Origin of the sequence: Labrys methylaminiphilus subsp. lupini (assembly GCF_051161885.1) — a bacterium.
Classification (GTDB): Bacteria; Pseudomonadota; Alphaproteobacteria; order Rhizobiales; family Labraceae; genus Labrys.
The window spans coordinates 367154-387109 of record NZ_JBMDIH010000002.1; the positions used below are offsets into that span (position 1 = coordinate 367154).

At 65.1% G+C, this 19956-nt stretch carries 16 protein-coding genes; 3 read left to right on the forward strand and 13 right to left on the reverse strand.

Annotated elements, in window-relative coordinates:
• Positions 1 to 102 precede the first annotated feature (102 nt).
• The 3 genes from ACN6KF_RS27385 to ACN6KF_RS27395 all read right to left on the reverse strand — a co-directional run bounded on the left by ACN6KF_RS27385 (position 103) and on the right by ACN6KF_RS27395 (position 5260).
• The gene (locus tag ACN6KF_RS27385; protein ID WP_434961317.1) at positions 103 to 1635 is read right to left on the reverse strand and encodes an ABC transporter substrate-binding protein; all 1533 of its coding nucleotides are present in this window, start codon (positions 1633 to 1635) and stop codon (positions 103 to 105) included.
• A gap of 125 nt (positions 1636 to 1760) precedes the next feature.
• Positions 1761 to 3380, reverse strand: coding sequence for a serine hydrolase domain-containing protein (locus tag ACN6KF_RS27390; RefSeq protein ID WP_434960073.1), 1620 nt, complete (start codon positions 3378 to 3380; stop codon positions 1761 to 1763).
• Between the two features lie 344 nt (positions 3381 to 3724).
• Positions 3725 to 5260, reverse strand: a complete 1536-nt coding sequence (locus ACN6KF_RS27395) for an ABC transporter substrate-binding protein (RefSeq protein ID WP_434960074.1) — start codon at positions 5258 to 5260, stop codon at positions 3725 to 3727.
• 329 nt (positions 5261 to 5589) lie between these two features.
• On the opposite strand from ACN6KF_RS27395, the gene ACN6KF_RS27400 reads away from it, so the two are divergent.
• Positions 5590 to 6351 carry a potassium channel family protein gene (locus ACN6KF_RS27400; protein WP_434960075.1) on the forward strand — a complete coding sequence of 254 codons (762 nt, stop codon included), beginning with the start codon at positions 5590 to 5592 and terminating at the stop codon, positions 6349 to 6351.
• 6 nt (positions 6352 to 6357) lie between these two features.
• Here the strand turns inward: ACN6KF_RS27400 and ACN6KF_RS27405 are convergent, their stop codons facing one another.
• The 5 genes from ACN6KF_RS27405 to ACN6KF_RS27425 are packed head-to-tail and all read right to left on the reverse strand — an operon-like array spanning position 6358 to position 11654.
• Positions 6358 to 7359, reverse strand: coding sequence for a carbohydrate kinase family protein (locus ACN6KF_RS27405; RefSeq protein ID WP_434960076.1), 1002 nt, complete (start codon positions 7357 to 7359; stop codon positions 6358 to 6360).
• A gap of 40 nt (positions 7360 to 7399) precedes the next feature.
• Positions 7400 to 8599, reverse strand: coding sequence for a trans-sulfuration enzyme family protein (locus tag ACN6KF_RS27410; protein WP_434960077.1), 1200 nt, complete (start codon positions 8597 to 8599; stop codon positions 7400 to 7402).
• 19 nt (positions 8600 to 8618) lie between these two features.
• Entirely contained in the window at positions 8619 to 9455 is an 837-nt protein-coding gene (locus ACN6KF_RS27415) for a carbohydrate ABC transporter permease (protein ID WP_434960078.1), read from the reverse strand.
• 2 nt (positions 9456 to 9457) lie between these two features.
• The gene (locus ACN6KF_RS27420; protein WP_434960079.1) at positions 9458 to 10372 is read right to left on the reverse strand and encodes a carbohydrate ABC transporter permease; all 915 of its coding nucleotides are present in this window, start codon (positions 10370 to 10372) and stop codon (positions 9458 to 9460) included.
• Positions 10373 to 10403: 31 nt separating this feature from the next.
• Positions 10404 to 11654, reverse strand: a complete 1251-nt coding sequence (locus ACN6KF_RS27425; RefSeq protein WP_434960080.1) for an ABC transporter substrate-binding protein — start codon at positions 11652 to 11654, stop codon at positions 10404 to 10406.
• Positions 11655 to 11796: 142 nt separating this feature from the next.
• Here ACN6KF_RS27425 and ACN6KF_RS27430 point away from each other — a divergent pair, with 142 nt between their 5' ends.
• Positions 11797 to 12663: a MurR/RpiR family transcriptional regulator gene (locus ACN6KF_RS27430; protein ID WP_434960081.1), complete on the forward strand. Its 867-nt coding sequence runs from the start codon at positions 11797 to 11799 to the stop codon at positions 12661 to 12663.
• Between the two features lie 12 nt (positions 12664 to 12675).
• Positions 12676 to 13359 (forward strand): phosphoribosylanthranilate isomerase, encoded by a 684-nt coding sequence (locus ACN6KF_RS27435; protein ID WP_434960082.1) that lies wholly within the window; start codon positions 12676 to 12678, stop codon positions 13357 to 13359.
• Between the two features lie 7 nt (positions 13360 to 13366).
• Here ACN6KF_RS27435 and fhuF read toward each other — a convergent pair whose 3' ends face one another.
• The 5 genes from fhuF to ACN6KF_RS27460 form a co-directional block, all read right to left on the reverse strand.
• Positions 13367 to 14065 carry a siderophore-iron reductase FhuF gene (gene fhuF, locus ACN6KF_RS27440; RefSeq protein ID WP_434960083.1) on the reverse strand — a complete coding sequence of 233 codons (699 nt, stop codon included), beginning with the start codon at positions 14063 to 14065 and terminating at the stop codon, positions 13367 to 13369.
• Complete coding sequence (gene fhuB / locus ACN6KF_RS27445; protein WP_434960084.1) at positions 14062 to 16047, reverse strand: Fe(3+)-hydroxamate ABC transporter permease FhuB; 1986 nt, start codon at positions 16045 to 16047, stop codon at positions 14062 to 14064. The genes fhuF and fhuB overlap by 4 nt, the downstream gene beginning before the upstream one ends.
• Positions 16040 to 16948: an ABC transporter substrate-binding protein gene (locus ACN6KF_RS27450; RefSeq protein WP_434960085.1), complete on the reverse strand. Its 909-nt coding sequence runs from the start codon at positions 16946 to 16948 to the stop codon at positions 16040 to 16042. Before ACN6KF_RS27450 ends, fhuB begins: the two co-directional genes overlap by 8 nt.
• Positions 16942 to 19374: a TonB-dependent siderophore receptor gene (locus ACN6KF_RS27455; RefSeq protein WP_434960086.1), complete on the reverse strand. Its 2433-nt coding sequence runs from the start codon at positions 19372 to 19374 to the stop codon at positions 16942 to 16944. The genes ACN6KF_RS27450 and ACN6KF_RS27455 overlap by 7 nt, the downstream gene beginning before the upstream one ends.
• 184 nt (positions 19375 to 19558) lie before the next feature.
• Positions 19559 to 19948, reverse strand: coding sequence for a type II toxin-antitoxin system VapC family toxin (locus ACN6KF_RS27460; protein WP_434961318.1), 390 nt, complete (start codon positions 19946 to 19948; stop codon positions 19559 to 19561).
• Positions 19949 to 19956 lie beyond the last annotated feature (8 nt).

Consider the following 19956-nt stretch of genomic DNA (forward strand, 5'->3'; position numbering starts at 1 on the left):
CCGCCGGTGTCGGCTGGTGCCCGCTCTCAAGCCTCCCCGGGAGAGAAAAGGAGGCTATGTCAGCCCATACAGGCACTGGTCGTTTCAGGGGCCGCAGGGGGCTTACTTGCCTTCCAGATAGGCGTTCCAGAAGTAGGGCCAGGGGGCCGGCGTGACGCCCTTCAGGTTGGGGGCCTGGGCGGCGAGGGCGTTGAAATTGCCGACCTTGTAGGCTGGCGCCTCGTCATAGAAGGCCTTCTGGACGGCCGGCCACAGGGCCAGCCGCTTGGCGGGATCGGACTCGGCGTTGAAGGCGCCCAGTGCCTCGTGCTTCTTGTCCGAGACCCACCAACCGGGCGAGCTGTCCGACATGAAGCCGGTCAGCGACGGCTCGGGCAGGAAGGGGCTGTGGGTGATGTAGATGTCCCACAATTTGGGATCGGTGCGGTTCTTCGTCAGCGTCGCCCATTCCACCACGTCGAGCTCGACCTTGAAGCCGGCCGCCTTGAGATATTCGGCGGCGACCTGTGCCAGCTTGTAGTGGAACTCGTATTGGCGGCTGGTAAGGATGCGCAGAGGCTTGGAGCCGTCATAGCCCGCCTCCTTCAGCAAGGCGGTCGCCGCCTCGACGTCACCCTCCGGCTTGTAGGGCTCAGTTCCCTCTTCGGTATGCCACTGATAGTCCTTGGGATAGAGGGCGCCGTCGACCGAGAAGAATTCCTCCGAGCCGAAGGCGGCCAGCATCATGTCCTGTGGGGAGAGCGCTGCCTGGATCGCCTTGCGGATGCGGATGTCGGAGGTGAGGCCCTCCTTGTTGTTCATGAAGAGGACCGGCCAGCCGAAGGGTTTCAGCAGGACAGGGGCGGTCTTGCCCTTGGAGATCTTGTCGAAAGCCTCGACGGGCAGGGAGTCGACATAGGCGAACTGGCCTGATGCGGCGCCTTCGACGCGGGTATTGGGATCGGGGACCGGTACGAAGCGGATCTCGTCGAGATATTGCTTGCGCGCGCCGCCATAGCCGTTGGGCTCGCCCGGGCGAGACGCATACTCGTCGAAGCGCGCGAGCTGGATGAACTGGTCGGGCTTGCGCTCCTTGAGCTTGTAGGGTCCGGTACCGATGAAGCTGGTCAGGGGATCCTGCCCGGCATTCTTGGCCGGAATGATGATCGCCGCGGCATTGTTGAAGGCGAGCAAAGCGAGCAGCGGTGCATAGGGTTTCTTGAGCGTGATCTTGACGGTGTGATCGTCGGTTGCGTCGATGGCGGCGATCATCTCGGCCGTCTGCTTGCCGCGCGTGGCGATCTTCGTCCATCGTTGCAGCGAGGCGACGACATCGGCGGAGGTCATCACCGAGCCGTCATGGAACTTGATGCCGGTGCGCAAGGGAATGGTGTAGGTCAACCCGTCGGCCGAGATTTTCGGCATCTCGGCGGCGAGCAGCGGGGTCACGCCCCAGTCCTTGTCGAAGGTGAAGAGCGTTTCGAAGATATGCTGGGAAACGATGCCGACGAGGTCGGCGGTCGAAGCCATCGGGTCGAGCGTAGGCGGTTCACCGACGGTGGCGACATCGATGACGCCACCTTTGGTGGGTTCCGCCCATGCCGGTCCGGCCGCCGGAAGCAATGTCAGTGCAAGCAGGGCAGACAGTCGTGCCAAGCGTCCCATATTGCGTCCCTTTGTTACATTACTATGTAATCTATAACTTATTTATGTATCACTATGCCCTCGATGCCGTGTTTGGTCAAGTCGCTTCGTCTTGGCGGGCCTCTGCAGGGGGCGGTTCAGGCATTGGCCAGGCGGTGAAGCACGATGTCGGCGCTGCGGTCGGAATTGAGGATGATGGCGTCCGCTAGGCAGCGAACGCTGAACAGCCAGGGCAGTTCCCACGGCGCCGCCCGCCAGGCGTCATGCGTCTCCCGGCTGGCCGGATGGGTGAGGAAGAGATCGTGGTCGCAGGGTTCCAGGCCGAGATCGAGCGCCCCGAAAGGCGAGGACAGGCGCAGGCCAGGGCCGTCGGCGGTGCGATGGAAACTCGCCTCCAGCCCGCTCGTCTCGTCGCGATAGCGTCCCGCGGGCAGGACGCTCCGGTCTGGTGGAGTCTCGACGAGCCTGAACCGGCGGCGGCGTCCGAATTTTTCGGTCTCGATGCTGCCATCTGCCTGAACCAGGAGATCATAGGGCGCCAGCCCCGCCCGGGGGCGGAAGCGGCCTTGCGCCACCTCCTCGAGCTCTGCTGCCCCCATGCTGGACACCAGGCTGGGCGTGCCGCTCTCGCTGGCGATACGGATGAGAGCGCTGGTGCCGTCCTCCCGATAGGTGCCCGCGCGCTCGTTGAGCAAGGCGATCGCAGAGGGTGACAGCGCTGGCCCGCCTTCCAGGCCCAGGACGATGTCGGCGACGCGCCGGGTCAGGGCATAGGGCGAGAAATCGTCGTGATTGGCGAGGAGGACGATGCCGAGATCCCGGTCGGGGATGCGGATCGATTCCGAGCGCGAACCGGCGATCCAGCCGCTATGGCCGACGCAGCGCAGGCCGCGGTGAAGGTTGGTGACGAGGCCGAGGCCGTAGGGGGAGGGGATGCCGTTGATCAGCGCGCCGGGCGCTTCCATGCGGGCGATCATCGCGGCGTCGCCGACCTTCGGCCGGGCGAGATTGGCCTGCCAGGCCAGCATGTCCTCGAGGCTTGACACCAGCCCGCCCTCGCCGCCGATGGCGATGCCCCAGGCGGCCTTGAGCCAGGCGCCGTCCGGGCCGCGGCGATGATGGGTGACGAGGCGTGGATAGATCTCGTCGTCGCGCAGCATCAGCCTGGTGTCGTGCATGCCGAGCGGGCCGGTGATGCGCTCACGCAGGAGATCGTTGAACGACAAGCCCGAGACCTGTTCGAGGATTTCCGACAGCAGCAGGAAATTGGAGTTGGAGTAGAGCAGGTCCGTATCGGGCGGGAAGTTGAGACCCTTCTGGCGGGCGACGACGGCGCGTGCGGCGGCGCGGGAGGAGGGGGCCAGGATCGGAATGCCGGCCAGGATCATGGTGTCGAGAATGTCGCGCAGGCCGCTGGTATTGGCGGCCAGGTGCCTCAAGGTGATCGGCTGCTCATAGGCGGGCAACCAGGGGCAGTGGTCGCGGACGTCATCGCTGAGGGAGAGCTTGCCCTCGGCTTCCATCATCAAGGTCAGCAGCACGGTGAACTGCTTGCTCTGGGAAGCGATGCGCACGACCGAGGTCGGCGACAACGCGATGCCATGGGCAAGGTCGGCCATGCCGCTGCAGCGCTGATAGACAACGACGCCCCCGAGCGTCACCGCCGCCATGAAGCCCGGCGAGGTCTCGCTGGCCCAGGGCGCGAAGAGGGCATCGATCTCGGCGACGGCGGCCGGGGCAAGGGAAGAGGTGGTCATGGCATGCGACTTTCTGGCAAAGTGGCTTTGGGCATTGAAAACACTGTCATTCCCGACGGTGACTTGCGTCGCAGCAGCTACTCACCCTGTTTGCGCTACGACATGCACACATCTCGACCAAGCCGGCTGGAGCGCGCGAATCCCTCCCCGGCTTCGGGGAGGGTGGGCGAGCGAAGCGAGGTCGGGTGGGGGAGAGTGGTACAAATCCAGCCATCATTGGCGTGGTGGTGCCACCCTTCCCCATCGGTCGCTGCTTTATCTGGAAAGCGTGAGATGTCAGCATGCCGTGGCCTTCTTACAGGGCGGTGCTGCGCGACCTCGACGGCAGCGCCGCCGCAGGCGACTCATTTCTCGAGATAGACGTTCCAGAAGGCCGGCCAGGGCGAGGGCTCGAAGCCCTTCAGCTTGGGCGACTTGGCCGAGAGGGCGTTGAAGTCGCCGATCTTGACGATCGGGGCTTCGGTCATGATCAGCTCCTGCACGCGCTGCCAGTGCTTGACCCGCTCGGCTGGATCGGAGGTGGCGTTGAGGGCATCGACCGCCGCCCGGCTGTCGGGCGTATCCCACCAGCCGACCGAGGCCGGCGCCAGGATGTTGATCAAAGCGGGTTCGGGCAGGAAGGGGCTGTGGGTGATGAAGATGTCCCAGGATGCCGGGTTCTGGATCTGCTGGACCAGTGTTGCCCAGTCGACGACATCCATCTTCACCTTGAAGCCGGCGAGCTTGAGATATTCGGTGGCGACCTGCGCCATCTTGTAGTGGAACTCATATTGGCGGCTGGTGAGGATGCGCAGCGGCACCTCCTCGCCGAGGCCCGCCTTTTTCAGTTCGGCCTTGGCCTTTTCGGCGTCGGCGATATCATAGTTGCCTTCGACGCCAGCATCCGTGCGCCAGGGATAGCCTTGCGGATACATGGCGCCATCGACGGCATAGAATTTGGTGTCGCCAAAGGCGGCCGCCAGCATGTCGCTCTCGCTGAGCGCGAGCTGCACCGCCTTGCGCACGCGCATGTCGGCAAGGACGCCCTGCTTGGCGTTCATGCGGATCATCGGCCAGCCGAAATGTTCGAGCAGCACCGGCTCCGACTTGCCCGACTTGATCCTGTCGAACTGTTCGACGGGCAGCGAGTCCGCATAGCCGAATTGGCCGGAGACCGCGCCTTCGATGCGGGTATTGGGATCGGGAACCGGTACGAAGCGGATCTCGTCCAGATATTGCTTGCGCGCCCCGCCATAACCGTCGGGCTCGCCGTCACGCGAGCGGTAGCCCTCGAAGCGCACGAGCTGGATATATTGATCGGGCTTGCGCTCCTTGAGCTTGTAGGGTCCGGTGCCGATGACCTGCTTGAGCGGCGTGTCCTGGTCCTCGGATGGCAGGATCACGGCGGCCGAATTGTTGAAGGCGAGCAAAGCGGGCAGTGGCGAATAGGGCTGCTTGAGCGTGATGCGGACCGTCAGCGGGGCGGCGGCAGCGATATCGACGACCAGCGGAGCGACCTGCTGGCCGCGGGAGGCAACCGTCAGCCAGCGCTTGAGGGAGGCGACGACATCGGCAGAATCCATCGCACTGCCGTCGTGGAAGGTGATGCCCTGGCGCAGCTTGATCTCATAGATCTTGCCATCCGGGCTCACCGTGGGCAGCGCTTCGGCCAGCAGCGGCGTGACGTTCCAGTTGCGATCGAAGGTGAACAGGGTTTCGAAGATGTGCTGGCCGACCATGCCGACGATGTCGGTGGCGCTCGCCATCGGGTCGAGCGTCGGCGGTTCGCCGATGGTGGCGACGTCGATGACACCGCCTTTCTCAGGCCCCGCCACCGCCGGGCCGATTGCCGGCAATAACAGCGCAGCAAGAGCCGCGGCCAGACTGAACGCACGCTTCATGGATCCTCCCCGGAATTCATTATAATGGAATATATATCTTATTTAGGGACTATGGTTGCATCCCCTTCCGACGTCGTCAAGATGTTACCGGCAGCTTATCGCGCGAGCGCATCTTGCGATGGCGCGGTGCGAGAGCGTGTGTACCGAAGGGGATGGCGAGCTCGCGCAGCCTTGTGAGTAAACGGCGCGGATGAACAAGAATCGTAGGGACTCGGCGAAGCGCGACGTTAGGGTAGGGCAGCGTTTCCGCCCAAACGCGCTTTGGCTCCGTCCGAATCCCGCACAATATCCGGTCGGACAAGGAGACCCTGGTCGAGAGGAAAAGCGGCATGATTGCGCTTGCTGAGATCCGCCATACGCTCCGGGGGCTCTATTTCGGCTCGAGCCGGCGGGCCGTCTGCTTCCAGATCCTGCGCTTCGTCATCGATGTCGGCATTCTCGTCTTCTTCATCGCCGGGCCGAGCATGAAGAACGAGACCTGGCATACGGCCATCAATGCCATCGTCGCGGCGATCATCGTGCTCGAACTCGCCGCTAGCGCGCTCGTTGCGCCCAGCCTGAAGAAATGGGCGTTGCGGCCGATGACCTGGATCGATGTCGCCATTCTCGCCACCTTCTTGGTACCCGCTTTCTTCTCCAACCTGTTCCTGCGCGTGCTGCGCATCTGGTCGCTGAGCAAGAGCAATCTGTTCACGCTGGCACTGCGCAAGTCGGGCTACCGGCAGATGGAAGACACGTTGCGCGCCGCGATCGATCTCACGGTGTTCCTGTTCCTGATCTCCAGCTTCGTCTACACCATGTTCTACGGCAACGGCTTCGATGGCTATGTCCAGGCCCTGTACTTCACCGTCGCCACGGTGACGACGACGGGCTTTGGCGACATCACCTTGCCCGGCAATCTCGGCAAGCTCACTTCCATCGTCGCCATGATCATCGGCGTGTCGCTGTTCGTCCGCCTCGCCCAGGCGATCGTGCGGCCGCACAAGGTGAATTTCAGCTGCCCCCAATGCGGGCTCTCCCGGCATGAGACGGATGCGGTGCACTGCAAGGCTTGCGGCCATGTCCTGAACATCCCGGATGACGGGGACTGAAGCCAGTCAATCCGGCCTAATGGGTGCGTCACCCAGGAGTGCCGCGATCCTGCCGGCCTGCGAGGACTCGATGCCCATGCTCCCGATCATCGCCAACAGGGTTTGGCGATCGACGGCGTCGGCGCCGGAACCGAGGGTCGTGGCCGCGATGGCACCGGCGGCATTGGCAAGGGCGCTGGCACCGGCCGGTGACAAGTCGTTGACGATGCCGAAGAGATAGCCGGCGGCGAAAGCATCGCCGGCACCAGTGGTGTCGACGGCCTCGATCCTGGCGGCTGGCGAGACGAGTTTTTGTTGCCGGCTATGGAGGAGCGACCCCCGGGCGCCGCGCTTGATCACGACATTCCTGGCACCCGCCTCGATAAGGTTTCTGGCGACCCGATCGAGAGCTGGCCCAACGGTGGAGGCGCCGAGCAGACGGGCATCAGCCTCGCCGAGGAACAGCGTGTCGATGGTGGGCAGAAGGGCAAGCACCGTTTCCTTGATGGTGCCGGTAATGCCGGCGGGGATGTCGAGGCTGACTGGAATACCCGCAGACGCCGCCTGCGCGACCGCGCAAAGGGCGGCCTCGCGTTGCGGCGCCTGCAGCAAGGCATAGCCCGACAGGTGCAGGAGAGCCGTGCCGGCCAGGGCGGCCGGATCGACCTCATCCGCCCTCAACCGCACATTGGCGCCCCGATAGGCGAACATGGTGCGCTCGCCGCTTGCGCTGACCACCACAACGTTGAGCTGCGTGGGTTCGGCCTCGTCCCGCCGCACCCATCCTGTCTCGACGCCGGCCTGCCTCATCGCACCGAGGCACCAGTCGCCCCAGCTGTCCTTGCCGGTCTTGCCGATGAAGTGCACCGGCAAGCCGAGGCCCGCAAGGATCCGCGCGGTATTGGTGGCAGAGCCGCCCAGGCCATGGCTCTGGCGCTCGGCGATGCCCTCGCCGCCCTCCGGCGGATAGGTGGGGACCTGGAGCGTCAGGTCGACATTGATGTCGCCGAGGACTGCCACTGCCGGCACGATCTCTCCTTGGGCACTCATAGGCTGGGGCGAGGCTATTCTAGACGATGTGCATCTGGTCGATGGCCTGGGCGACGTCGGCGATGATGTCGTCAGCATGCTCGATCCCCACCGAGAAGCGCACGAGGCCGTCGACGATGCCCATGGCCTGGCGTTCCTGCGAAGGGATGTCGAGGAAGGCCATGGTGCCCGGCATCTGCGTGGTGGTGCGCAGGCCGCCGAGGCTGGCGGCGAAGGAGCACAGCTTCAGCCGCTTGAGCAGGCGCACCCCGTGCTCCTCGCTCTCCACCTGGAAGGACAGCATCGCGCCGAAATTGCGCAGCTGCTCCTTGGCCGTGGCGTGGTTGGGGTGCGAGGGCAGGCCCGGATAGAACACGCGCTTGACCTTGTCATGCCCTTCCAGATAGCGGGCGAGGGCGGCGGCGTTGGCGCACTGCTTTTCGAGCCGAAGCGCCAGGGTCTGGGCGCCGCGCAGCAGCAGCCAGGCATTGAAGGGCGAGAGTGGTGCGCCCAGCTTGTTGAGCGTGTTCCAGCGTACGTCCTCCAGCCAATCCTTGGGCAGGATCTCGGATTTGAGCGTGATGATGCCGCCGACGGCGTCGTTGTGGCCGCCGATGAATTTGGTGGCACTCTCCACCACCACGTCGACGCCGAAGGCATGCGGCTGGCACACGGCGGGGCTGGCGAAGGTGTTGTCGCAGATCACCGCGATGCCACGGCTATGGGCGAGCTCCACCAGCTTGCGCATCGGGGGCACCTTCATGGTCGGGTTCGCGAGCGCCTCGAAATAGAGCACCTTGGTCTTGTCGGTGAAGGCGCGCTCGACCTGGGCGGGGTCGGTGGTGTCGACGAAGCTCACGGTGATGCCGAAATCGCCGATGCGATGGTCGAAGAATTCGTGCGTGCTGGAATAGGTGGTGAGGTCGGTGACGATATGGTCGCCGGCCTTGAGGATGCCGAACAGCGCGTGAGAGATCGCAGCCATGCCCGAGGCCGTGGCAAGGCAGGCATCCGCCCCGGTCAACTGCGCCAGATGTTCCTCGAGCTTGTATTCGGTGGGATTGCCGCAGCGGCTGTAGATGTTCACGTCCTTGCGCGCGCCGGCTACGATCTGGTCGTAGATGTCGCCGGCATATTGGAAATTGGCCGACATGTAGATGGGATAGCTGATCGATTGCGATTCCGGCTCGGGCGCATAGAACACGGCGCGGCTGGCGAAATCGAGCTCTTTGGACGACATGCGGGCACTCCTTGAGGTGTCATTCCTTGACGGCGCCGCCGGTCAGGGCGGCGGTGATCTGGCGTTCGAACAGGACGAAGAGGACGAGCGGGGCGAGGGCGGCGATGAAGATGGCGGCCAGCATCACCGGATAGTTGGTGATGTGCTCGCCGACGAAGTCGGCCAGGCCGACCGGCAGCGTCTTCCTCGCCGGCGTGTTGATGAAGACGAGCGGGAAGAGGAAGTCGTTCCACACCCAGATCATGTTGACGATCACGGCGGTGAACATGGCCGGCCGGGCGAGCGGCACCGCGATGCGCCAGAAAATGCCGAATTCGCTGCAGCCGTCGATACGTGCCGCGTCCATCAGTTCGCGCGGCAGGGTGACGAAGAAGGCGCGCATGATGAACAGCGTCACCGGCACGTTGAAGGCCGCCGTCGGCAGGATCACGCCGAGATGGGTGTCGAGCAGGCCCATGGTGCGCAGAACCACCACCAGCGGCACCAGCGCGACATAAGCGGGAATCGCCATGGCGACCATCAGGCCGGCCTCGACGCCGGCCAGCCAGCGCGGGCGGTAGACGGCGAGCCCATAGCCGCCGGCCGTGGCGGCTGCGACGGCCAGCAGGGTCGAGCCGGCCATCACGATCAGCGAGTTCAGGGAATAGGTGCCGAGCGCACCATTACTCCAGGCTTGGGCGAAGGCGTCGAGGCTCGGGGCTGACGGCAGCGACCACACCGAGCGCATGAATTCCTTGTTGGTCTTGAGCGTGCTGTAGGCCATCCAGGCGAAGGGAGACACCACGATCGCCACATGGAGCGACAGGAAGGCGAGGACGCCGAGGCGCGTCGGGCTCCAGCGGGACAGGGCCGGCATGCTCACGCCTCCCTGCCGGCGGCGCGGCCGCGCAGCGAGCGGAAGATGATGAAGGCGCCGATGGCGGTCAGCAGCATCTGGGCAAAGCCGATGGTGGCGGCATAGCCCATCTCGAAGGCGTTGAAGCCGACCTTGTAGAGATAGGTGGAGACCACTTCGCTGGCATGGTTGGGACCGCCATTGGTCAACACGAAGACCAGGGAGAAGGTCTTCAGCGAGCCGATGATGCAGAGCAGGACATTGGCTCGCACCGTATCCCACACCATGGGCACGGTGACCGAGACGAAGGAGCGCCAATGGCCGGCCCCGTCGAGCTCGGCCGCCTCGAACACGCTTTCGGGCACGTTGCGGATCGCCGCCACGAACAGCAGCACGTAGAGCCCGAGATAGGTGAAGCTCATCACCGCCACCACGGTGGCGAAGGCGGTGGAAGACTGACCGAGCCAGCCCGAGGCGAGGCTGCCGAGGCCGACGGCCTTCAGCCCGGCATTGAGCAGCCCGAAATAAGGGTTGTAGATGAAGCGCCAGAGCAGGCCGATGCACACTTCGCTGACGATCACCGGGACGAGATAGAGAAACAGGAAGAAGCGCCCGGCTGCGCCGACGACGCGCACCAGGCAATAGGCGATGGCGAGGGCGAGCAGCACCTGCAGGACGATGGCCGAGACGGCGACGGCGAGGTTTCGGGCGAGAGCCGCCCAGAAGAAGCCGTCAGCGGCCAGGCGGACGAAATTGTCGAGGCCGACAAAGACGGGGGCGGCCGAGCCGTTCCACTGGTAGAAGGACAGCACGCCCGAATGCAGCACGGGATAGGCGACGAAGAGGCCGACCAGGATGAGCGCCGGCAACAGGAAGGCGAACGCGTAACGCGCGTCGCGGCCTGCCGACGGGTCCTTTCCTGCTTCCTGCGCTGCCATGAAATGCTCTCTTCTTCCCGGAAGGCGCGTCTTATTTCGCCTTCAGGGCTTCTTCCACGCGCTTGGCGGCATCGACCGGCGCGACCGAACCGTCGAGCACGCCCTGGAGCGAGGTGTAGTAGGCATCGGTTCCCTTGGGCGGCATGGCGGTATCGTAGAAGGGATCGAGCTTGCCGGCCTTGCTCATCAGATCATTGCTGATGGCGTAGAGCACCGGTCCCGCGGCCGCCTGCGTGGTGGCGCCCTTGACGGTGACCATGGTCTTGCGCAGCTCGACATATTTGGTCATCACCGCCGGCGAGGTGAGGAAGCGCAGCAGCGTGACCGCGTCCTGCTTGTTGGCGGTCTTTTCGGCGATGCCGAAGGCCGCCGCGACGCCGCCCAGCACGTCGCCGGGATTGCCCTTGCCGCCGGCCACCGTCGGGAAGGGGAAGAAGCCGAGCTCGAAACCCTCAGGCGCGTCGGCGGAGGCGCCGATCTGCCAGGTGCCGTTGAGCATCATCGCGGCCTGGCCGTTGAGGAAGAGCATATTGGCTTCCTGGTCGCTCATGCCGTTGAAGCCGACGGGGAAATAGCCCCTGGAGGACAGGCTGGCGATGCGGGTCAAGGCCTCGGTGGCCTCCGGACCGAGAGCGACGTCGGCCTTGCCCGCCACGATGTCGGAAACCAGGCCCGACCCCTTCAGGCGCATTTCGAGATATTGGAACCAGAAGGTGGCCGGCCAGGAATCCTTGTTGCCCAGCGCCATCGGCACGAGGCCGTCGGCCTTGATCTTCTCGCACAGGGCCAGGAATTCGTCGTAGCTGGTCGGAACCGTCCAGCCTTTCTCGGCGAACAGAGCCTTGTTGTACCAGAACACGGCGGCATCGATGTCGATCGGCACGGCATAGGCGTGGCCGCCGATGCTGGTCTGCGCCAGGGCCGTCGGCAGGAAGCTCTCGCCCCAGCCATCCTTGGCGAGATCGGCGTCGAGCGCATACATCTGGTGACCGGCCACGAAGGCGCCGAGGAAGCCGCCGGGCAGGGTGTAGAACACGTCCGGCGGGTTGCCGGAGGCCATGGCGGTGTTGAGCTTGGTCTTGTAGGCCGACTGCTCGGCCGCCACCACGTTGAGCTTGATGTCGGGATGGGCCTTGGCGAATTCGTCCAGGGCGTAGGTAATGAAGTCGACCTTGTCCTTCTGCCCCGAATAGGCGTGCCAGAAGGTCAGCTCGCCCGCCAGCGCCGACAGGCTCATCGCCAAGGACGCGGCGATGCCGAGTGCGAGTGCGCGAAAACGCATGTCTTCAATCCTTCCCCACCGGTTCCGAATGCTCGGTTCGATTAATTGCAGTGGTGCCACATTGAAATGAACATGTCTACAGTAGTACCACAAACAAAGCTGTGCTAGGAGCTGGACGGCGAGTGCAAGATTCGAGGCAGGCATGATCGATCAAGCCAAGAGCGCGGCTGGGGGGCAGGCAACGAGCCGGCTGCGCAGCGCGCTGCCTGCACTGTCGGAATCGGAACGGCGCGTGGCGCTGTGGGTCCTCGACCATATCGATCTGGCGATCCGCCAATCCATGTCGGCCATCGCCCAGACCGTCGAGGTCAGCGATACCACGGTCCTGCGCATGTGCCGTACCGCGGGCTTTGCCGGCTTCACCGATCTCAAGCTCGCTTTGGTCCGGGATACGGGCGAGCGTTCGATAGCCAGGCCCGATGAGGGCGCAGCCGGAACCGATGGCGACCTCGGCTGGGCCAGCCGGGTCTTCAATGCGAACATCCAGGCCATCAGCGACACCCTGTCGATGCTCGACCAGGGCGACTTCGCCCGCGCTCTCGATCTCGTCTCCGGCACCCGCCATATCCTGATTGGCGGCATCGGCGGTTCCGGCATCGTGGCCCAGGCCCTCTATCAGCGCTGCTTTCGCCTGGGCCTGCGCTGCGACGCACCGGTCGATTCGCAGCTCCAGCTCATGCATGCCTCGCTGCTTGGGCCGGGGGACCTGGCCGTGGCCATTTCCTATTCCGGCATCACCAACGACCCCGTGCTCCTCCTGCAGGAAGCCAGGACGCAGGGCGCCTCCACCCTGTGCATCACCGGCAACCGGCGTTCGCCTTTGGCGCGCCTTGCCGACGTCGTGCTGGTCAGCGTCTCCCATGAACTGCGCAGCGAGCCGATGGCCGCGCAGATCGCGCAGCTGACGCTGGTCGATGCCCTTTATGCCGCTTTGGTCGCGCGTGCGCCCGACACCGCTCAGCTCAACGAGGAGCGCATGGTCAATGCCATCCTCCCCAAATCCATCTGAACAAGGCCAATCATGAAAGTACAGATCTATACGATGCAGACCGCCGCCGAGGCGCTTGAGCTGGCTGCGCTCGGTGTCGATTGCCTGGGCGTGACGCCCTCCAATCGCGGCCTTCCTGGGGAAATCAGCAATGAGGCGGCGCGCGAGATCGTCGATGCCCTCGCGGGCAAGGCGACGCGCGTCGCTTTGTCGGTGGAGGCCGACCCGCAAGCGATCGCCGCCATGGTCGATGCCGTCAGGCCGGACGTGCTGCATCTGTGCGGCGATATCGCCAAGGTCACGCCCGAGGTGGTGAAGGCGTTGCGGAGCGAGCTTCTCGCCCGCCATCCGGGGCTGAAGATCCTGCAGGCGATCCCGATGACGGGCCCCGAGGCGCTCGACCATGCCGCAGCCTTCGAGCCGGTGGCGGATATCTTCATCCTCGATTCGGTGGCCGCCCATATCGGCGGTATCGGCGCGGCCGGCGTGACGCATGACTGGTCGCTCAGCCGTGAGATCGTCGTGCGCAGCAAGCTTCCCGTCATCCTGGCCGGCGGCCTCGGCCCGGACAATGTCGGGGAGGCCATACGCGCCGTGCGTCCCTGGGCGGTGGATTCGCTCACCCACACCAACAGCCCGCTGGCCTCGGGCGGCTTTCGCAAGGATCCGGCCAAGGTCGCGGCCTTCGTCGCGGCGGCACGGGCGGCTGCTGCCTGAGCAGCCCTCAGTAAAGTGGGCAGGTCTTGCACAGCTTGAGGCCGTCCATGCGATAGCGCAGGCAGCAGATCCGGCGCCTGCGCCCCTTTTCGGCGCTGTAGCGGACGGGCTCGAACAGCGGATTGCTCGCACCGTCTTCCCATCGCCGTGTCGCCAGCAGGGTGCGGGCCTGGGACAACCCTCGATGATCCGTTCCCAAGAATGTCTCGAACTCGCCCAGGCTGTGCTCGACGATGGTTCCGGCATTGCTCCACAAGACCTTCCGGGGCAGGGCGCTCGCCCGCGAGATCGCCGCGATCATCGGGGTGAGATGGCCATCGACCAGCTCTGCGAAGCGCTCGCGGATCGTGTGCGGGGCAAGACGGTCTCCCGCATCCGGCAGGCGCAGGGCGGCGGTCCGGCCGTCTTCGGAGGTGATCACGCCGATCTCACCGATTCCGATCGGCAGGCTCCAGTCGGCGATGATATTCGCGGCCAAGACAGGCGGGATCAGGATCGAAAAGTGCCATTTCGACCAGAGCGTCGCTACGGCGATCGGCTCCGGCCTGTCGTAGTTCCCGGCGAATCGGGCCAGCAGCGGCAACAGCCCCTCTCCCTCGACCAGTGCGGCCGCGGGAACGAAGGGGCGGGCGTCGTCGCCAAGCGCCAGATTGTCGGCGAGGAAGGCGAGCGGTCCCCGGAAGATGGTGGCGAGCGTGGTGGTCACCGCTTCCAGGCCGCCATGATGAAATAGGCGCCGCCGAGGCCGGTGGCGATCAGCCCGGCCGGGATCTGCCAGGGAAAGGCGATGGTACGGCCCACCCAGTCAGCGAGGACCATCAGGACGGCGCCGATGAGAGCCGAGCCGTAGATTTCCGCCAATGCGGTCCTGGTTCCCAGAAGTCGCGCCATATGGGGCGCCATCAGGCCGACGAAGCTCAACGGCCCCACGAACAGGGTGGCGATGCCGGTCAGAATGGATACGACCAGCAGGATGGCGAGGCGCGCACCGGCGATAGGCACGCCGAGCGAGCGGCCGACCGGCTCGCCCAGCGGCATAAGGCCGATCCAGCGCACCAGGGGCAAAGGCAACAACAAGGCGAGGGCCGTTGCCAGGGCGATAGCGCGCGCCTCGGCGGCATCGACCGAATAGGTCGAGCCCGACAGCCAGCCGATCACCCGCAGGATACGGGGGTCGCCGATGACGAGCAGGATCGATAGCAGCGAGGCCAGCAATGCGCCGAGGCCCGCTCCGATCAGCAAAAGATGGTCGGGGGCGAAGGCCGAGCGCCGGCCCAGCCAGAGCACGCAGGCCAGAATGGCGAGGCAGGCCAGGCAGGAAAGCGCGGCCGTGCCATAGCGGTCGAGGCTCGGCAGGAACAAGGTTGCCACCAGAAGCATCAGGGCGGTTCCCGACGAAATGCCGAGGAGTTCCGGGCTTGCCATCTCGTTGCGGGTCAGGCGCTGGAGCAGGGAGCCCGCCATGGCGAGCATGGCGCCGGCGCAGCAGGCGGCCGTGATGCGCGGCAGCCGCCAGATCGACAGGTCGGTGAGCAGCTTGCCATGGGCGAATTGCCAGCCGTCAGGCCCGGGGCCGAGCATGGCGGCGAGGGCGAAACTCAGAACAAGAGCCGCACCTAGGCCCGTAAAGGCCGGGCCGGTGCCGACCTGCAAACGTATCGGCACGGTCACCATGGCAAGAGCGCTTCTTGCTGCCGGCGCGCGTTGCAACATCCAGAGCAGCAGGGGAATACTGAGGAGCATGGCGGCAATGCCGGCTGGAATCTCGATGCCGCCTGTCAGCGCCAGCAGGGCCTGGTCCGTCAAGGCCAGCAGTCCGGCAGCAATCAGGGGCGCGGCAATCATGCGGGTGGTCAGCCGCCTGGCGCCGGCGCTGCGCGCGATGGCTGCACCGGCAAGACCGAGGAAGCTGATCAGGCCGACCGCGCTCGCGACCAGCGCGCTCAGGCCGACAGCGGCGAAAAGGGTCGCCGCCCTGACCAGCGATGTGCGCACGCCCAGCCGCTCCGCACCTTCGATCTGCATGACCGAGAGAGGAGACAGGAGAAGCAGGACCGCCAGCGACACCAGGCCGAGCTTCGGTGCCAGCGCCAGCAAGGGCCCCCAGCCGTTCTGGATGAGCGAACCGGCCTCCCAGATGTAGAGATCGCCCAGCGCATCGAAATGGGTGAGCACCAGCATGGTGCCGAAAGCGCCGAAGGAGAGCGAGGCGATCAGCCCCACCAGAGTGACCGTAGCCGGTGCAAAATTGGATCGGGCCGAGAACAGCAGCACGATGGCGGCCACGCCGATGCCACCGGCGAGCGCCGGCAGGTCCCAACCCAGGGACAACAGGCCGGGAGCCCAGATGATGGCGGCGGCGATAGCGCATTTTGCCCCGGCAAAGATCCCCAATGTTCCCGGCTCGGCGAGCGGATTGCGAAGCACCTGCTGGAGAACCACGCTGGCCAGTCCCAGCGCGCCGCCGCTGAGGAGACCGACGCAAAAACGGGGCAGCAGCCCATCCCGGGCCATGATCGAGCGCAGGTCGTCGCTGCCGGCCAACAGGGCCGGCCAACCTGCGGGCGGAACGAGGCGGGCGAGGTTGAGCAGGAACAGGGCCCCTGCCAGGCCGATGAGAGCGCAGCTGACGAAGATCCAGCCGAAGATCCTGCCATGGCCGCCGGAGGCTTGTCGGGACTCAGGCATCACGCGGCAGGCTCTCCGCGAGCTGGCGTGCGAAGCGCATCGCCGAGGCGACGCCGCCATTGGGGTAGATCACCGGCATCATCGTCACCCTGTTCATCTTGACGGCGGGCAGTGCTCGCCAGAGCGGATTGTCGGCAAGCCGGGCCAGGGCATTGCTGGTTTCCTCGCCGCGATCGAAATGCACGATCCGGGCCTCGGGATCGCCCGCCAACTGGTCGATGCCCACCGAGATCACGCCCGATCCGTTCACCCGGCCCCGCCAGGCATTGATCAGGCCGAGCCGGGACAGGCTGTCGCCGATCAGTCCGGTTCCCCCGAACAGAGCGACCGTGCGGCCGTCCTGGGCAAAGCGGCCGACGTAAAGGGAACGCCGGGTCCGCCCGGCGAGGGCTGCGCGTGCATCGGCGAAGACCGTTTCCAGCTGCGATGTCAGCGCTTGTGCGGCTTCCGTCCGTCCGGTCAGTTCCGCCAGCCGGCCGAGCAACTCGATCGCCTGGCCGACACCGGACTTGCCGGCCGAAGCCGCATCGAGGGGAAACAGCGGCGCGATCTCCCGCAGGCGGCGCAGCGGGCCGGCCTGCCAGGCGGCCAGCACGATGGCATCAGGCCGGATCGCCTGCAGAAGCTCGGCGTTGGGCTCCAGCAGGGGGCCGAGGTCCAGAACTTCCTCGGCCAGCACCGGCTGTGCGACGAGCCTGCGATACAGGGCGACATTGGCCACCGCCACGGGGCTGATGCCGAGCCAGACGAGAAGCTCGGTCGCCAGAAGATCCAGCGCGACCAGGCGAGGCGGGCTCGCCGCACGTGCCGGAGTTCCCATCAGGGCGATGAAAGGGAGAGCCAGAGCAGCGCACAGCAGGTCGCGCCGCACGGCGGCCTGCCCTGGCGGAAGAGCTACCATTTATAGGACAGCGTCGCGGTTGCCGTCAGCGGTTCCCCATAGCGGCACCCCGTCGAACCGGCGCAAGTGTAGAACTTCTTGTTGAACAGATTGCGGGCATTGACCGTCAGGCTGGCGCCGTCGAGCTTCTTGTCGATCACGCCGAGATCGTAGCTCGCCATGGCATCGACCAGCAGATAGTCCGGCACGTGGGTCGGCGTTCCCAATACATCGATGCTGTCGGCGATATAGGTTTCCCCGACATAGCGCAGCCCGCCGCCGATCTTCAGCCCTCGCACGCCGAGATCGTCGAACTTGTAGCTTGCCCATAACGCCGCGGAATGCCGGGGCACCAAGTCCACAGGACGGCCCACCGTGGAAGGAACCGCGCTCTGCAGGGTCTTGCTGTCGGTGAAGGCGTAGCTGGCGACGAGGTCGAGATTGCCGAAGGAGGAATGGGCTTCCAGCTCGATGCCACGCGAGCGGACCTTGCCGACCTGGTAGACATCGCCGAAAGCGTCGAAGCTGCTGACATTCTGCTGGGTGAGCTCGTAGACGGCGGCGCTGAGCAGCAGGTTGCTATCCTGCGGCTGGTAGCGCACGCCCGCCTCATATTGCAGGCCCTTGTTGGGCTTGAGCACCGTGCCGCTGCGTGAATCCAGGCCGAGTTGCGGTGCGAAGGACTGGCTGACGCTGACATAGGGCGCGATGCCGTTGTCGAAGCGGTAGACCAGCCCGGCGCGGCCGGTGAAGGCGCTGTCGTCCTGGTTCGTCTTGGCGCCGGTCTGGTAGTTCAGAACCGTTGCACGGCTCCAGTCATGGCGCCCGCCGAGCAATACGGTCAGGTTGCCCAGACGAATCTGGTCCTGCAGATAGATGCCGAACTGGTCGCTGAGATTGTCGCTGCCGCGATCGACGGCATAGTTGATGACCGGGTAACCGGAATAGACGGGGTTGTCGATATTGAGCGGGACGATCGAGCCGCGATAGCGGTGCGAGTCGTAGCTGCGGCGGTAATAGTCGAAGCCGGTCAGGAGCGTGTGGCTGAGCGGGCCGGTCTCGAAGCTCTTTTCGATCGAGGTATCGGCGGTAATACCGTAGGAGCGCTCGGTTCGGGCGCTGGCCCGCCGCGCGAGCTGGCCGTTGGTAACCGGCAGGAGACCTGCCTGCATGTAGTCCCAGCGCACGTCGGAATAGTAGTAGCGGGCATTCTGGCGCAGCTTCAGCGTCTCGTCGAAACGATGCTCGAAGGCATAGCCGATCGTATAGGCATCGCCGACGAAACGATCGAAGGATTCCTCACCCAGGAACAGCTTGCGCGGGATACGCCCGGTCGCGACATCGCTCCAGTAGAGCGGCGTGATGAAGCGTGTATTCACGTGCTGGTAGCTCGCCAGCAGCGTCAGGGACGTCGCATCGTTCGGCTGCCAGGTGATGGCGGGCGCGATATAGACCTTGTCGTCCGGTATGTGCTTGACCCAGGTATCGGCGTCCCGGACCAGGCCGGTCAGGCGGTAGCGCAGGGTTCCGTCGGCAGTCAGGGCATCGGAGAAATCGAAGGACGCCTGCTTGCGGTCATAGCTGCCATATTCGAGATTGATCTCGTGCAGGGGCGTCGGCGTTGGGCGTTTGGAGATGGCGTTGATGACCCCGCCCGGCGCCAATTGGCCGTAGAGCACCGAGGAGGCGCCGCGCAAGACCTCGACCCTCTCCAGGCCGTAGGGCTCCTGGGAGCTGTCATAGACATTGGACTGCAGCTTCATGCCGTCACGCAGCATGCCGCCATTGCCGGTCGCGACATCGAAGCCGCGCAGCATGACGTCATCCGTCATCCGGCTGAAGGCCTGCGACTGCATGCCGACTCCCGGGGTGTAAGTCAGGACGTCGGAAAGGGAGGTGACCTTCTGGTCCACCATCTGGTCCTTTGTCACGACGGTGATGGACTGGGGCGTCTCGATGATCGGCGTATCGGTCTTGGTGCCCGACGCGCTCTGGCGGGCGACATAGCCCTGCACCGGGGCCCAGGCTGATTGGCCGTAGACGGTCACCGGATCGAGTTCGATGGCATTGGCGTTCTCGGCCCCGCCGATGCTTGCGGTGATGTCGGCGGAAAGGACGGTGACGGTGGTGGCATTGCTGAAGCGATAGTTCAGGCCGGACCCCGCCAGCAGCCTGGCAAGCGCCTGCTGCACCGTCAGCGAACCGCGAACCGGGCGACCGAGCGCTCTGATGGGATTGTTCTCGCGGAAGACCACGGAAAGACCCGAGATGCGCCCGATCTCGTTCAGTGCCTGGGGGATCGGCCGCGCCGGAATGTTGAAGCTGAAACGCTGTCCCGCGGGCTGTTCAGCCCGAGCCGTGGACACTCCCACGCTTGCCGCCGTCGCAGCCAACAGCATGGCGGCCGCCATACTCCCGGCCACACGCCTCACGCCATGCCTACTCATCGCAACCTGTCCCCTCGATCATCGATCACCGGCAAACCGCGGTCTCGGCACCTGCGGATTACCAGCCTCCATGGTCTTCACGTTCGAGGGAGGGGCTCACTGAACCCCTTGGCGAAGATTTTTGTTGCCGCAGGAGATCTGGAACCGAAGTCGATCGGGACAGGGTCGCTTCTATTAAGGTGCGCTACGCCAACCAATTCTCAAGGACGAGGTCGGGAATGCGTGCGAACTCGTCGATATTGGCCGTGACCAGAGGTATTCCCGCCGCGGAGGCATGGGCGGCGATCAACAAATCATTGGGGCCAATCGGGGTGCCTGCACGTTCGAGGGCGGCTCGAATATCGGCATATTTACCGTCGGCCGGCACATCGAAGGGCAGGATCGTCAATCGCTGCAGGATGGCTTCGACACGCTCCTGCAACCTACCCGAGCCGCGCTTGACGGCTCCAAACCGCAGCTCGCAGGCGGTTATGATACTGACGGCGAGGCCGTGATCACCGATCCCAGCGATGTGCCGGGCGGCTTTCCCATCGGGATGGCGAATGAGATCGGATACGATATTGGTGTCGAGCATGTAGCGCG